The organism is Ruminococcus sp. AM26-12LB, assembly GCF_003480785.1.
In the GTDB taxonomy this organism is placed as follows: Bacteria; Bacillota; Clostridia; order Lachnospirales; family Lachnospiraceae; genus Blautia_A; species Blautia_A fusiformis.
The window spans coordinates 25,325-38,832 of sequence record NZ_QUJX01000019.1; the positions used below are offsets into that span (position 1 = coordinate 25,325).

The following is a 13,508-nucleotide window of genomic DNA, read 5'->3' on the forward strand; positions in this document are numbered from 1 at the left end:
ATTGGATGGAGTACAATCCTCAGTTGTAAATTTGATGAAGCAGACGCTGACAATCAATGTTGCTCCAGCTGCCGCAAATACAATAGCCAGTCAGATTGAAACGATTGTCCACAGCCATGAGCCAGATGTAGAAGTTTCCGAAATTGCACAGGAATACTATATACCTGCAAAAAAACAGGATACCAATACATCCTATAACAATGAGGACAAGAAGTTGACGATTCGTTTAGCGATTGGCGCAGCAATCTATGGTATTGGTATGGCATTGACAGTTTTTGCGAAAGTGCCACTGCCTGTCGAGTTAGTTTTTCTCATTGTCTCCTATATTATTCTTGGCGGGGATGTTGTATGGCAAGCTGTGAGGAATATTTCAAAGGGACGTGTATTTGATGAACATTTCCTGATGAGCGTTTCTACGATTGGTGCTTTTGTCATTGGTGAATATCCGGAAGCAGTTGCTGTTATGCTGTTCTATCAAGTTGGTGAATTTTTCCAGTCATTGGCTGTTGAGCGTTCCAGAAAATCTATATCAGATTTAATGGATATACGTCCGGATTGTGCTACAGTCAGAAGGAACGGAGAATTGATTACCATATCTCCTGAAAGTGTTGCCATTGGCGAGATTATTATTGTAAAGCCTGGTGAAAAAATCCCATTAGACGGTGTGGTATTGGATGGAGATTCTATGCTGGATACGAGGGCTTTAACTGGAGAATCGGTTCCGAGAAGCGTTCATAAAGGAGACGAAGCACTTTCCGGTTGTATGAATCAGACGGGTGTTTTAACGATTAAGACAACGAAAGCATTTGGTGAATCTACTGCTTCAAAGATTATTGATCTTGTGGAGAATGCGTCCAGTAGAAAAGCACCAACAGAAAATTTCATTACTACATTTGCACGTTATTACACTCCTGTTGTTGTAATCTTAGCAGCTATTCTGGCAATTCTGCCACCGATCCTTCTTGGTGGAGGTTGGACAGAGTGGATTCGCAGAGGATTTGTTTTCCTTGTGGTATCTTGCCCATGTGCATTGGTCATTTCAATCCCGCTGACTTTCTTCGGAGGTATTGGTGCGGCATCTAAACGAGGTGTTCTTGTAAAAGGAAGTAATTATTTAGAGGCGCTTAATAATGTCAGCATTATTGTGTTCGATAAAACTGGAACACTTACAAAGGGTGTTTTCAATGTGACTGATATTCTGCCTGCAAATGGATTTTCAAAAGAACAGGTTCTGGAGTATGCGGTCCAGGCAGAGAGCTTTTCTAACCATCCTATTGCAAAATCCATTCTCTCTGCTTATGGAAAAGAAATTGACCAATCAGTTATCTCTGATTACAAGGAAATTTCCGGATATGGAATCAGTGCCATGGCAGGAAAGAAGAAAGTTTATGCTGGCAATACGAAACTTATGGATTCAGAGCATGTGGAGTACACAGCCTGTGAAAAAGTTGGTACAAAGGTTTATGTAGCAGTAGATGGTCAATATGCCGGATGCATTTTGATAACAGATGAAGTAAAGCCGGACAGCAAAAAAGCAATTTCTGATTTGAAACATATCGGTGTGGAAAAAACAGTCATGCTTACTGGTGATGATGAAAAAATCGGAAAGGCTGTTGCGGAAGAATTGCAGTTGGATGAATATTATGCACAACTGTTTCCTGATCAAAAAGTGGAAAAGGTTGAGCTTTTAGACAGTAAAAAGAGACAGGGAAGCAAATTAGCTTTTGTTGGTGATGGTATCAATGACGCTCCTGTCCTTGCTCGTGCGGATGTTGGTATCGCAATGGGTGGTCTTGGTTCAGATGCGGCCATTGAAGCTGCGGATGTGGTTCTGATGACAGATGAACCATCTAAGCTGGTGGATGCGATTGATGTGGCAAAAGCGACAAAGCAAATTGTCATGCAGAATATAGTGATTGCCCTTGGAATTAAGAGTGTGTTCCTGATCCTTGGTGCTCTGGGTATAGCTGGAATGTGGGAAGCTGTATTTGGTGATGTAGGCGTTACCATAATTGCCGTCTTGAACGCAATGAGGATTTTGAAAAAATAAGAAACGAGGTGGCAATGTGAAACGGAAATTGATTCTGTTAGCAGTTACAATTGTTTTTCTTGCAGGTTTCGGTGCACTTTTGCATTCACCGCCTTCTATGATTGATGCAGTCACAGGAGCAACACCGAAGTCAAAAAAGGCGGCTCAAGCCTCCGCACAGTTGGAAGGCTCTTATGTTCTCGGTATTAATATGATGTCAGATGGTCTCGACAACGAGAACACCCGGAATAAATTAAAAGAATTGGCACTGGACGATTCGGAAACAAATGAAACAGATCTCATGAAAACGGACATTAGTTTTCGGTTATATGTATCTGAGACGGATTATCCGCTTGTCAGTTATGCTAAGAAACTCTGTGACAGGTTGAAACAGGCCGGTTTTTTCGTAGATCTGAAAGAGTACAGTAACACAATGATGCTATCAAGAGTGGTAAGTGGAAAGTATGATGTATTCCTGGCATCGGATGATTTTATTGACGTTACAACGCTAACACAGATGGACTATATGATCATGGACAGCGAAGAAATGAGGTGAGCGGGAATTTATGAGAAAATGGAATACGATTTTGTCTGTTTTAATGCTTCTCATTTTTATGATTCATGGAATCATGGGCAGCTTTATGCTGAACGGAGTTGGAAGTAGTGCAGGGAAACTTCTTGCATGGATTGGTGTTGGTATTCTTGTTGTGCATACGGTGATTGGTGTCATCCTGACAGTTCAGAGTTTACAGACAGCGAAGCAATCAGGAAAAATGTATCTGAAACAAAACGTCATATTTTGGGCGAGACGAGCCAGTGGGATGGCAATACTGATTCTGCTGTTATTCCATATTGGCTTGTTTGGAAAGGTGCAGAATGGGACATATATTTTGTTCCCTTTTACAACGGTAAAGATGGTAACTCAGCTTTTGTTCGTAGCGGCAATCTTTGTTCATATTTTTATCAATATCCGCCCATTGCTCGTATCACTGGGAATCATCAGTTATAAAGAACGAAGGAGTGATATTTATTTGATCCTTTCGGTGCTTCTTCTTTTTATAGCGGGAGCGGTTATTTTATATTATATTGGGTGGCAATATCTATGAGTAAGACAATTGTTATTATAGGTGCTGGACTGGCAGGACTTTCAGCGGCTTTGCAGGCAGCGGAAAATGGATGCAATGTAAAACTGGTTTCCTCCCTTCCGTCAGAGCGGGCACAGTCTGTTATGGCGGAGGGCGGTATCAACGCAGCTTTGAATACAAAAGATGAAAACGACAGTCCCGAAGAACATTTTACAGATACAATAAAGGCAGCATGTGGTCTGGCAGATCCAAATGCAGTTTGGGGAATGACACAGGCAGCACCGGAGCTGGTGCACTGGCTGCTAAAACTTGGAGTTAAATTTAACATGAGTGGCTATGATGATGTGGATCTGCGGAATTTTGGCGGGCAGAAAAAGAAACGGACTGCTTTTGCACAGAGCGATACCGGGAAGCAGATCATGACAGCTATGATAGACGCTGTTCGCAGGAAAGAAGCATCTGGTATGGTAGAACGGTTCAGCCATCATTCTTTCCTAACACTTCGTCTGTGTGGCAATATTTGTTGTGGCTGCGTAATCAGGGATGAATACAGTCAGGAGACTGTGGAATTACCGGGGGATGCGGTTATTGTTGCCACCGGTGGTATGCACGGATTGTTTGGAAATACAACGGGTTCGCTGAGCAATACAGGAGAAGTCACCGCAGAATTGTTCCGGCTTGGTGTTCCTCTGGCAAATGGCGAGATGATCCAGTACCATCCGACAACTGTGAAATGTGGTGGAAAACGCATGCTCATCAGCGAGGCGGCCAGAGGGGAAGGTGGCAGGTTGTTTGCCATGAAAGATGGAAAACAATGGTATTTCATGGAGGAAAAATACCCGGAGCTTGGAAATCTGATGCCACGAGATATTACCGCCAGAGAGATATGGAAGGTCAGCCATGAATCAGAGGTATTTCTTGACATGACGGAAATATCGGAGGAGATTATTTCAAATAAGCTATCTGGTCTGGCAGACGATTGTATGACCTATCTGCATAAAGATATACGAAAGGAACCGGTGTCTGTTTTACCGGGAATTCACTATTTTATGGGAGGCATTCTGGTGGATGAGCAGCACAGAACGCCGATTCAGAATCTTTACGCTGCCGGAGAATGCTGTGCCCAATATCATGGTGCCAACCGTCTTGGTGGAAATTCTCTGTTAGGAGCGTTATACGGAGGACGTGTTGCGGCAAAATCAGCATGTGAACAGGCAGATGTAGTAGATCTATCTTGTGCGACACAGATAGATTTTCCACCAACGTCTCAAATTTCAGAAATAAAGCAATTAAACAAAGTGATGCAGGATACTATGGGCGTTGTCAGAAATGAGAATACGTTGTTAAATGGGATTCAAACGGTACAAGCGCTGACAGGAAATCTTCCATTGCTTGGCATGGCAGTTCTAAAGAGTGCTCTTGCAAGAAAAGAAAGCCGTGGTGCACACTGGCGGGAGGATTATCCGAAGAGCAATGACGATGATTACCTTAAAACAACGGTAGCCAGATTTGATGGAAAGCAGATACAGATTTCCTTTGTACCTGTTCCAGAAAGGCGGTGATTCACTTGGTATATAAAATAAGAATCAGGCGGCAGGAGAGTCAGAAATCAGACAGTTATTGGCAGGAATTTGAGTTTGACGGAAGCAAAAACAGCTCTGTTGCCAATGTTCTAAAGGAATTGAACAGTAGAACACCTTTGAAAGATAATTCAGGGAATATAGTTACTCCCATCAGCTGGGAATGTAGCTGTATGGTGCGAAAATGTGGGGCTTGCGCCATGCTGATTAACGAACGTCCGAGGCTGGCATGCTCTACATTTTTACATACGTTAAAAGGTTCTACAATCACCTTGGAACCTTTAAGCAAATTTCCGCTTGTAAGAGATTTGATCGTTGACCGGTCAATTCTGTTTGAAAATTTGAAAAAACTGAACCTTTGGCTTGAAAGTGAAGCTTATATGAATCCGTGGACACATGAACCGAGATACCAGTCGGCACGCTGTCTGATGTGTGGCTGCTGCCTTGAAGTGTGTCCTAACTTCTCTGCAAATGGGACTTTCGCAGGCGCTGTTGCTGCAGTCAACGCATTTCGGATTCTGAATGAAGAACAGGAAATAAGCCATCGGAATGAGGTTTCAACTCAATATAAGGAAAATTATTTTGAGGGATGCGGGAAATCATTAGCTTGCCATAACATTTGCCCGATTGGTCTGCCTGTCGAAGAATTGATCGTGAGGTCAAATTCGGTAGCTATTTGGGGAAGACAGTGAGTATCAAAACGCTGATTAAAAAAACATGATTAACCTACATCTATGGTTTTACCAAAAATAGAGACATATCCTTTGTTTCGGTGTGGTAGCGGTTTTATTATGGACTGGATTCCGTCAAGGATGAATTTGATGCTTCCCTGAGAAGTATATCCAGTCGGAAGAATATGTCTCAGCAAAGCAGCAGAAGAGATATTGATCAAATTATGTCAATGTCTCTTTTTTTATGGAAGAAACAGGCTGATCAGAAATATGCAAAAGAGTAGCCTATTTTAATTATTTAACGAAAGGCGAACAGGGGTGTTCACAAGGGTGTGCACCGTTAAATTGTATCAATTTCGTAGTCGCAACGAAACCTTGCTGTTGTGGATATTACATGAATATATTTTGCGCTAGAATAATTATTGGGTATATGTTAAAATATAAAGAACATATATTCGAACGTTTATCAAGGTGGTGTATAGCATTGACAAAGTCAGAGAAACTACGAAAAATTCAGGAAATATTGGAATTAAAGAATCCACAAGAGAATCTGTATGCAGATCTGTTAAAGACAATAGGAGATTTGAAAACAAATTATGGGGATTACATGATTACGGAGCCGATTGACTGTAATGAGGAACTGAAACGTGTTCCGGGAGCGGATTATGAACTTTGTACGGCGTTGCTGACAATGCTGCTGAGAGAAGATCATTTTTCCAATGGTTCTTTTGAACGGAGATTTGCTGACGGGCAGGTGCTTCCTGTTCTGGTGAGGATGAAGGATGTTTTGAGTGCAGGAGTGTGATTTTATGAAAGTCGGGGATACTGCATATATTGTGGAATCAAACAGGTATGTGAGAGAAGTGGAGATCCGCAGGTGTTCCGGCGGGATGTTCCTGGTACGTTTTACAGATACGGGCGGCGGAATACAGGTGAAGGCTCACAGGCTGTTTGCAACGAGGGAAGAAGCTGAAAAGAGTATTGAGAAGGCACCAGAGACAAAGAGGGTGCGTGGGAATCCGTATGACCGATGGTATTGAACGGATGATAAAGTAAATAAATGATCAGGGGAAACCTGTTGCTGTTTGCGGAGAAATCTGTGGATGGCAGCGGGTTTATTTTTTTGTCCGGAAAGTCAAAAAATCAGGGACCAGGACTCCTTGGAACAGTAGGAGGTGGTTTTTGGCTATGGGAAAAATTGAACTGATCGATACCGGCAGACTGACGGAGAAACAGGCCAGGCTAAACATGGAAAAGTGTGCAGAGTTTCTGGCAAGAATGATCCAGAAGTACGGGGATGTGGTTCTGGGGGAGATTGAGGAGAGAAATTCACAGCTGCAGGGGAAGTGATCGAGTGTGCCGGTGGTCTTTTGGGGCTGCCGGTCTTTTTGCGCTATGGAAACCGCATAGGAGAAGGTGGATTTTGGGGCAGTTTTTTTGGTCGTTCTGCGAGTTGGCACAGACTGGTGATTCCGATATATTTTATGTACGGCAACCGTATGACGATGGGCAACCGAAATGAGGTGAAGATTTGAGAAAGAAATGTTACATATATACCCGTGTTTCTACAGCGGCTCAGACAGAGGGATACAGTCTGGAAGCACAGACAGAGCGGCTTCGGAAGTATGCGGACTATAAAGAAATGGAAGTGGTCAGGGAATACTGTGATGTAGGCAGATCTGGAATGAGCATCAAGGGCAGACCGGCTTTTATGGAAATGATGGATGACATTTCCTGTGAGAAAGATGAGATCTCCTGTGTGCTGGTGTTTAAGTTATCCCGCTTTGGAAGAAATGCGGCAGATATTTTGAAGTCTGTGCAGCTGTTGATGGATTTTGATGTGGATCTGGTCTGTGTTGAGGATGCCATTGACAGTTCCACGCAGGGCGGACGTCTGACACTTGCTATCCTGTCGGCTGTGGCAGAAATGGAGCATGAGAATATTACAGTCCAGTTCACGACGGCGAGGATGCAGAAGCTGATGAATGGGGGATGGCCGGGCGGCGGCGTGCCGTATGGATATGTGAGTGTGAATAAGGAACTGGTGGTGGTTCCTGAGGCGGCGGATCTGGTGAGGATGATTTATCAGAAGTATCTGGAACCGGATATGATGCTGAATACGGTTGTGGGCTGGATGAATGAGAATGGTTATAAGCGTGTGGTGAAGGGAGAGGATAAGGTTATCACTTCGGATTTTGTTTCTTCGGTGCTGGGAAATCCTATTTATTATGGGATGATCGTATATAATAGGCGGATAAATTCTGAGGAGATTAAAAAGAATCCGAAAGAGGTTATTTCCATCAGGGGCAGACATGAGGCGATTATTCCGGAAGATGTCTGGATGCGGGTACAGGAAAAGCGGAAGAGCTTGAGAAGACCGCAGAAGAAGGTGGATGATCCGGAGCGGATCAGTCTTCTGTCCGGATTGGTGAAGTGTCCGGTGTGCGGAACAGGGCTGGTTACAAAAAAGAATAAACGGAAGAACAGCAATCGTGGCGGCTATTATAAGATTGTTTATTCTTATGGGTGCCGGAATTATCGTAAGAGTGCAGGGCGTGTCTGTGACTGCTGGCGGACATACAATCAGGAGAAACTGGATAAGGCTGTGATGGAGATTGTGGGAAAGGTGACAGAAACAAGGGAGTTCCGTCAGGCAGTTATGGATGTGGTTGGGGACAGGAGTTCGCTGGATGCCTGTGAAGCGGATCTGAAAAGGACCAGAAAGGAACTGCACAGTCAGGAGCATCTGAAATATAAGCTGGGGATGGAACTGGACAATCTGGATATTTTTGCAGAGGACTATGACGGAGAATATGAGGCTGTTCAGGCAAAGATTGACGGGGCTTATGACCAGATCGAATGTCTGGAGGAGAAGATCCGGAAGCTGAAAAAGAAGATGGAGGCTTTGAAGAAAGGGGTTCGTTCTTCTGATAATATACGAAAGATTCTTGATAACTTTGATCTGCTGTTTGAGAGAATGAGCTGTGAGGAACGCAGGGAACTGTGCAGGCAGTTTATTGAGCGGATTGATGTTTTTTCTGAGGAAAGGGAAGATGGCAGGATCCTGAAAAAGATTGTTTTCCGTTTTCCTGTTTATTATGAGAGCGATGGAAAAAGAAAAGTGAATGATGAGCCGGATGAAATGGTGACTTTTGCAGTGGACTGTACGGAGCATCAGGTGACGGCTTCTGAGGCGAAAGCGACTTACGTAGAGATCCGTGCATATGTGAAAGAGAAGTATGGGATGAATATTCCTACATTATATATATAGCGCAGGTGAAACGGAAGTATGGTCTGGATATGGGGAAAGCGTATAACAAACCAGCGAAAAATAAGAATCATGTGCCAGTCTGTCCGGTGGAAAAGGAAAAGGCAATTCTGGATGCTTTGAAGCATTTTCGGATGCTGGATGAGGATGTGGAGTACAGGAAGGAGAGTGCAGAGTGAAGAAAAAATGTTATATTTATATCCGTGTTTTTACGGCAATGCAGGTGGACGGCTACAGTCTGGAGGCACAGAAAGAAAGGCTGATGAAGTTTGCGGAGTTCCAGGAAATGGAAGTGGTCAGGGAATACTGTGATGCTGGTAAATCCGGAAAGAGTATTACGGGCAGACCGGAGTTTCAGAGGATGCTGCAGGATGTGTCCGAGGAACGTGACGGAGTGGCATTTATTCTGGTGTTTAAGCTGTCACGTTTTGGAAGGAATGCAGCAGATGTTTTAAACTCCCTGCAGTTTATCCAGGATTATGGAGTGAATCTGATCTGTGTGGAAGACGGGATTGATTCTTCTAAGGATTCCGGCAAGCTGACCATCACGGTGCTGTCGGCAGTGGCTGAGATTGAAAGGGAGAATATTCTGGTCCAGACAATGGAAGGAAGAAAGCAGAAGGCCAGAGAGGGAAAATGGAATGGCGGACAGGCTCCTTTCGGATATGATCTGGATTCCAAGAATAGCACTCTGGTGGTGAATGAGGAAGAAGCGGAGATTGTGCGGATTATTTATGACAAGTTTGGGCATACGGATATGGGGGCAGATGCTATCTGTAATTATCTGAACCAGAGAGGTTATACGAAGAAAAAGGTCAGGGGGCATGAGCTGAACTATTTTGCCAGAGGACTGATCATGAAGATTTTGGATAATCCGGTTTATACTGGTAAGATTGCTTACGGGAAGAATGTTACGGAGAAGGTGAAGGGAACGAGGGATGAATACCGGCGTGTGAAGACTGATGATTACCTGCTGGCAGATGGACTGCATGAGGCGATTGTGGATGAAGAGATGTGGGAGGCGGCGAGAGAGAAAAGGAAGAGGACGGGGGTTAAGTGGAATAAGACACGTAGTCTTGAACATGAGCATATTTTGTCGGGACTTTTGAAATGTCCGGTGTGTGGTGCTGGAATGGCAGGAACTGTGAGGAGAAGGAAGAATAAGAAATCTGGTGAATATAAGGATGACTTCTATTATAGATGTCAGCACAGGAGAAAGATTGATGAGGAACATTTCTGTGATTTTAAGCCATCACTGAATCAGAATGAGATCAATGCAGAGGTGGAGTGGTTCATCAGAGGGATGATTGCTGATGAAAGGTTTCATGAGTATATTGGAGAAAGATTGCAGGAAAAGGTGGATGTCTCGAAGCTGGAAGAGAAGAGGAACGGGATCAGCTGAAGGGGCAGTTACAGCAGGTTGTCGGGGCGAAGAATAAACTGCTTGTGATGATGGATACTTTGGATGCTGGCGATAAGCATTATGCAAGGAAGTTCCAGGGCATGCAGGACCGTCTGGATAATCTTTACGACAGGATTTCTGGTTTTGAGAATGAGATTGCTGATGTGGAGGAAAAGATTAAGGCAGCGTATGGAAGACAAATTAGTGAAAAACAACTGTACCAAATCCTGCAAAAGTTTGATATACTGTATGCAGAAATGTCAGATATTGAAAAAAAGGAGTTTATGCAGTTGTTTATTGATGCAATTGAGTTATACCCGGAAAAGATGGATGATGGGCGCATCATCAGGCAGATTGATCTGGCATTTCCGGTGTATTATGAAGGTTTTGAAGGCGAAGCAATTCGGTTGCTCAACGAAAACACAGTCGAGATGGTATGTTTATTGTCCAAACTCCACGAAGCGAAGCATCATGTGAATGTGAGACTTGACATGGACGAGATGGATTTAACGGCGGCTGAGAGCAAGGCTACTTATGAGGAGATAAAGAAGTATGTTGCAGAGTATAATGATGGGATGAAGGTATCTAATCTGTATATTGCACAGGTGAAGAGAAAGTGTGGAATTGAATTAGCGGAGAATTTTAATATTCCTAGGTCAGAGGGAGCAAAGCAACCACAATGTCCGAAGGAGAAAGAAGAGGCAATTATTGGGGCACTGAAAGCATTTCAGATGATTTAAAATCACAAAGAGGAGTGAATTACATGATGTATAATCCACAACTTGATACATTTATCTGCGTTGTAGAAGCTGGAAGTTTTAGTAAAGCGGCAGAAGAATTATATATAAGTGCACCTGCGGTTATTAAACAGATAAATTCTTTGGAAAACAGCTTAAATTTGCAATTATTTGAAAGAACACACAGAGGTCTTATTATTACGGAAGCTGGTAAATCGCTCTATCAGGATGCAAAATATCTGATTCAATATTCAAAAGAATCGTTGATACGGGCGCAGGAAGCAATGAATCATAATGAAGAAATCATTCGTGTTGGAATATCTCCGATGACGCCACCGGAAGTTTTTGTGGAACTTTGGCCTAAGATACAGAAAATATATCCGGAGATGAAGTTTAAATTGATTACATTTGAAAATACACCAGAGAATGCAAGAGAGATACTGGCTAATATGGGAAAGAATATTGATGTGATAGCTGGAATCTTTGATGAAAAAATGCTTGAACTCAGAGGCTGTGATGGCACTGAGATTTCAAGAGAACCATTTTGTGTGGCGGTATCAATTCATCACAGGCTGGCAAAAAAAGAAAAAATTACACTTGATGATCTGGCTGGAGAAAATCTTATGCTCATGCGAAGAGGATGGAGTTATTATGGCGATATGCTAAGGGATGATATGATGAAAAATCATCCTGAAATCAATATTGTAGACTTTAATCTGTACAATGTAGAAGCATTTAACCGATGCGAAAACAATAATGAGGTATTACTGGCATTCAAGAGCTGGGAAAGTGTTCATCCACTGATCAGAATCATTCCAGTAGAGTGGGATTATACTATGCCGTTTGGAATTCTTCATTCGAAAAAACCGTCCATTAAGGTTAAGCGGCTGATAAATGCTATTAACAAGGTAAAATAAAAATTGAATACATGCGAGTAGAAACCTAAAGGTTAATACTGAATAACAAAACGAGACTTCTAATGGAGTCTCGTTTTGTTATACTTTAGCTGAAGTGAAAATGGAGGATACTATATGCAAATAAAGACAATAAGAATGCTTTAGATAAGAGGTAGGATATGAAAAATAAACGATTTACAGCAAAAATATTGATAGATATAGGAATGACGATATGTTTGCTTCTTCTTATGCCATATAGTCTGCTCAGCGAGACTGCACATGAGTGGATTGGTATGGCGATGCTTGTGCTTTTTATTTCACATTACATACTGAATCATAAATGGGTGACCTCTGTAAGGAAAGGAAAATATAATGCGTTCAGAGTGATACAGACAGTATTGGTTATCATCATGCTTATTCTTATAATGGGTTCCATGATAAGTGGAATATTATTGTCAAATCACATATTTAAATGGATAAAGATTTCCGGAACATATATGACAGCCAGACAGATACATATGTTTTGCGCATACTGGGGACTGGTGGTGATGTCATTACATCTCGGATTTCATTGGAATATAGCGGTAGCAATGGCAGGACGATTATGGGAACATCCATCCGTCATCAGAACATGGGCAGCAAGATCTGTCGCAACCACAATTGCAGGTTATGGTTTATATGCATTTTACAGGAGACAGATAGGAGATTATCTGATTATGAGGATGCATTTTGTATTTTATGATTATGAAAAGGGGATCTTTCCTTTTCTGCTGGATTATCTGGCAGTAATGATATTGATTGCATTTATTGGATATTATAGTGGAGTGTTTCTAAAGAAAACAGGTAAGAGAAAACGAAAAGGTTCATACTGAAAGAAGGTGGTGTATTTATGGAAAAGCGGAAATTAGTACTTACAATTATTGGAGTTGTTATTTTAGCAATGGTAATCATGGTATATATCTACTTTTCAAAACCCGGCAGGGATGAAAAGAAGAATCAACAAACAATAAACCAGGTACAGACCGTACAGCAGAAGACAGATGAGAAAAAAGAAAATACAGAAAAAAATACATCCGGAGATGAATTGGAAAATGTTACGCCGGGAAGCGAAGAATACCGGGGCTTCCTCCTGGATAATGTTCTTCATTCTCCAAATGAAGGGGACATTCATTACAATGTATATATTCCGGATGCATATGACGGGACAAAGGAATATGCACTATATGTAACATTACCCGGATATCAGGGATTATATTTTCAGGGCGTGGGAGAAAATATCCGGACAGAAGATTTTGGATTTGAAGCACAGAAGTATATTACCGATATGATTATTGTAGCTCCACAGTTAAATGACTGGGGACAGACATCAGCAGATCAGACAATTGAACTGACACAGTATTTTCTGACGCATTATATTATTAATCCATCGAAAGTATATATTAATGGTTATTCCGGAGGAGGAGAAACCCTGTCACTGGTATTGGCAAAGCAGCCGGAATTATATACAGCGGCACTTATGTGCAGCTCTCAGTGGGATGGTGCATATGAGCCGGTTGTGGAGATGAAAACGCCGGTATATTTTGTGATTGGCGAAAGCGACGAATACTATGGATCAGAACCTTTTAAAGAGGCATACCAGCAGATACATGAGCTTTACAAAGAACAGGGATTACCGGAATCAGAGATTGATAAACTGGTGGTACTGGATGTAAAAGATAAAGATTACTTTGAAGGAACACCGGTCACTTATCAGCATGGCGGTGGCTATCTGTTTTGTCGTGACAAAGAAATTATGGGATGGCTGTTCAATCAGTAAGAACCAGAATAAACCGAAAGGTTA

15 protein-coding genes are annotated in these 13,508 nt (G+C 42.3%); all 15 read left to right on the plus strand.

Going from position 1 to position 13,508, the window contains the following annotated elements; genetic code table 11:
- Positions 1-2,050, plus strand: a 2,050-nt coding sequence (locus tag DW694_RS14005) for a heavy metal translocating P-type ATPase (protein WP_286187158.1), incomplete at its 5' end; no start/stop codon positions are given.
- Between the two features lie 16 nt (positions 2,051-2,066).
- Entirely contained in the window at positions 2,067-2,585 is a 519-nt protein-coding gene (locus DW694_RS14010) for a hypothetical protein (protein ID WP_021650478.1), read from the plus strand.
- Between the two features lie 10 nt (positions 2,586-2,595).
- On the plus strand, positions 2,596-3,135 hold the full coding sequence (locus DW694_RS14015) for a hypothetical protein (RefSeq protein WP_009203875.1): 540 nt from the start codon (positions 2,596-2,598) through the stop codon (positions 3,133-3,135).
- Positions 3,132-4,676, plus strand: a complete 1,545-nt coding sequence (locus tag DW694_RS14020; RefSeq protein ID WP_110102355.1) for an FAD-binding protein — start codon at positions 3,132-3,134, stop codon at positions 4,674-4,676. The genes DW694_RS14015 and DW694_RS14020 overlap by 4 nt, the downstream gene beginning before the upstream one ends.
- Before the next feature lie 5 nt (positions 4,677-4,681).
- Complete coding sequence (locus DW694_RS14025) at positions 4,682-5,386, plus strand: 2Fe-2S iron-sulfur cluster-binding protein (protein WP_110102357.1); 705 nt, start codon at positions 4,682-4,684, stop codon at positions 5,384-5,386.
- A gap of 562 nt (positions 5,387-5,948) precedes the next feature.
- A complete protein-coding gene (locus DW694_RS14030; RefSeq protein WP_147420735.1) occupies positions 5,949-6,170 on the plus strand; it encodes a DUF6508 domain-containing protein in 222 nt (73 codons plus the stop codon).
- A 4-nt stretch (positions 6,171-6,174) separates the two neighbouring features.
- On the plus strand, positions 6,175-6,405 hold the full coding sequence (locus DW694_RS14035; RefSeq protein ID WP_021650484.1) for a hypothetical protein: 231 nt from the start codon (positions 6,175-6,177) through the stop codon (positions 6,403-6,405).
- A 148-nt stretch (positions 6,406-6,553) separates the two neighbouring features.
- On the plus strand, positions 6,554-6,715 hold the full coding sequence (locus DW694_RS16995) for a hypothetical protein (protein WP_158526416.1): 162 nt from the start codon (positions 6,554-6,556) through the stop codon (positions 6,713-6,715).
- Positions 6,716-6,896: 181 nt separating this feature from the next.
- Positions 6,897-8,636 carry a recombinase family protein gene (locus DW694_RS17060; RefSeq protein ID WP_199579957.1) on the plus strand — a complete coding sequence of 580 codons (1,740 nt, stop codon included), beginning with the start codon at positions 6,897-6,899 and terminating at the stop codon, positions 8,634-8,636.
- A 29-nt stretch (positions 8,637-8,665) separates the two neighbouring features.
- Entirely contained in the window at positions 8,666-8,812 is a 147-nt protein-coding gene (locus DW694_RS17065) for a hypothetical protein (protein WP_199579958.1), read from the plus strand.
- Positions 8,809-10,035, plus strand: coding sequence for a recombinase family protein (locus DW694_RS17535; RefSeq protein WP_320442618.1), 1,227 nt, complete (start codon positions 8,809-8,811; stop codon positions 10,033-10,035). The genes DW694_RS17065 and DW694_RS17535 overlap by 4 nt, the downstream gene beginning before the upstream one ends.
- Positions 10,036-10,079: 44 nt before the next feature.
- Positions 10,080-10,775 carry a hypothetical protein gene (locus DW694_RS17540; protein ID WP_330409185.1) on the plus strand — a complete coding sequence of 232 codons (696 nt, stop codon included), beginning with the start codon at positions 10,080-10,082 and terminating at the stop codon, positions 10,773-10,775.
- A gap of 23 nt (positions 10,776-10,798) precedes the next feature.
- Positions 10,799-11,689 (plus strand): LysR family transcriptional regulator, encoded by an 891-nt coding sequence (locus tag DW694_RS14065; RefSeq protein WP_110102361.1) that lies wholly within the window; start codon positions 10,799-10,801, stop codon positions 11,687-11,689.
- A 158-nt stretch (positions 11,690-11,847) separates the two neighbouring features.
- Positions 11,848-12,540, plus strand: a complete 693-nt coding sequence (locus DW694_RS14070) for a DUF4405 domain-containing protein (RefSeq protein WP_110102363.1) — start codon at positions 11,848-11,850, stop codon at positions 12,538-12,540.
- A 17-nt stretch (positions 12,541-12,557) separates the two neighbouring features.
- Positions 12,558-13,484 (plus strand): prolyl oligopeptidase family serine peptidase, encoded by a 927-nt coding sequence (locus DW694_RS14075; protein WP_110102365.1) that lies wholly within the window; start codon positions 12,558-12,560, stop codon positions 13,482-13,484.
- Positions 13,485-13,508: the final 24 nt, after the last annotated feature.

What these genes read in the sequence shown, in the direction of transcription:
- DW694_RS14015 (WP_009203875.1), top strand. Translation starts at nt 2,596, where the DNA reads ATGAGAAAATGGAATACGATTTTGTCTGTTTTAATGCTTCTCATTTTT.
- DW694_RS14020 (WP_110102355.1), top strand. Translation starts at nt 3,132, where the DNA reads ATGAGTAAGACAATTGTTATTATAGGTGCTGGACTGGCAGGACTTTCA.
- DW694_RS14035 (WP_021650484.1), top strand. Translation starts at nt 6,175, where the DNA reads ATGAAAGTCGGGGATACTGCATATATTGTGGAATCAAACAGGTATGTG.
- DW694_RS16995 (WP_158526416.1), top strand. Translation starts at nt 6,554, where the DNA reads ATGGGAAAAATTGAACTGATCGATACCGGCAGACTGACGGAGAAACAG.
- DW694_RS17065 (WP_199579958.1), top strand. Translation starts at nt 8,666, where the DNA reads ATGGGGAAAGCGTATAACAAACCAGCGAAAAATAAGAATCATGTGCCA.
- DW694_RS14065 (WP_110102361.1), top strand. Translation starts at nt 10,799, where the DNA reads ATGATGTATAATCCACAACTTGATACATTTATCTGCGTTGTAGAAGCT.
- DW694_RS14070 (WP_110102363.1), top strand. Translation starts at nt 11,848, where the DNA reads ATGAAAAATAAACGATTTACAGCAAAAATATTGATAGATATAGGAATG.
- DW694_RS14075 (WP_110102365.1), top strand. Translation starts at nt 12,558, where the DNA reads ATGGAAAAGCGGAAATTAGTACTTACAATTATTGGAGTTGTTATTTTA.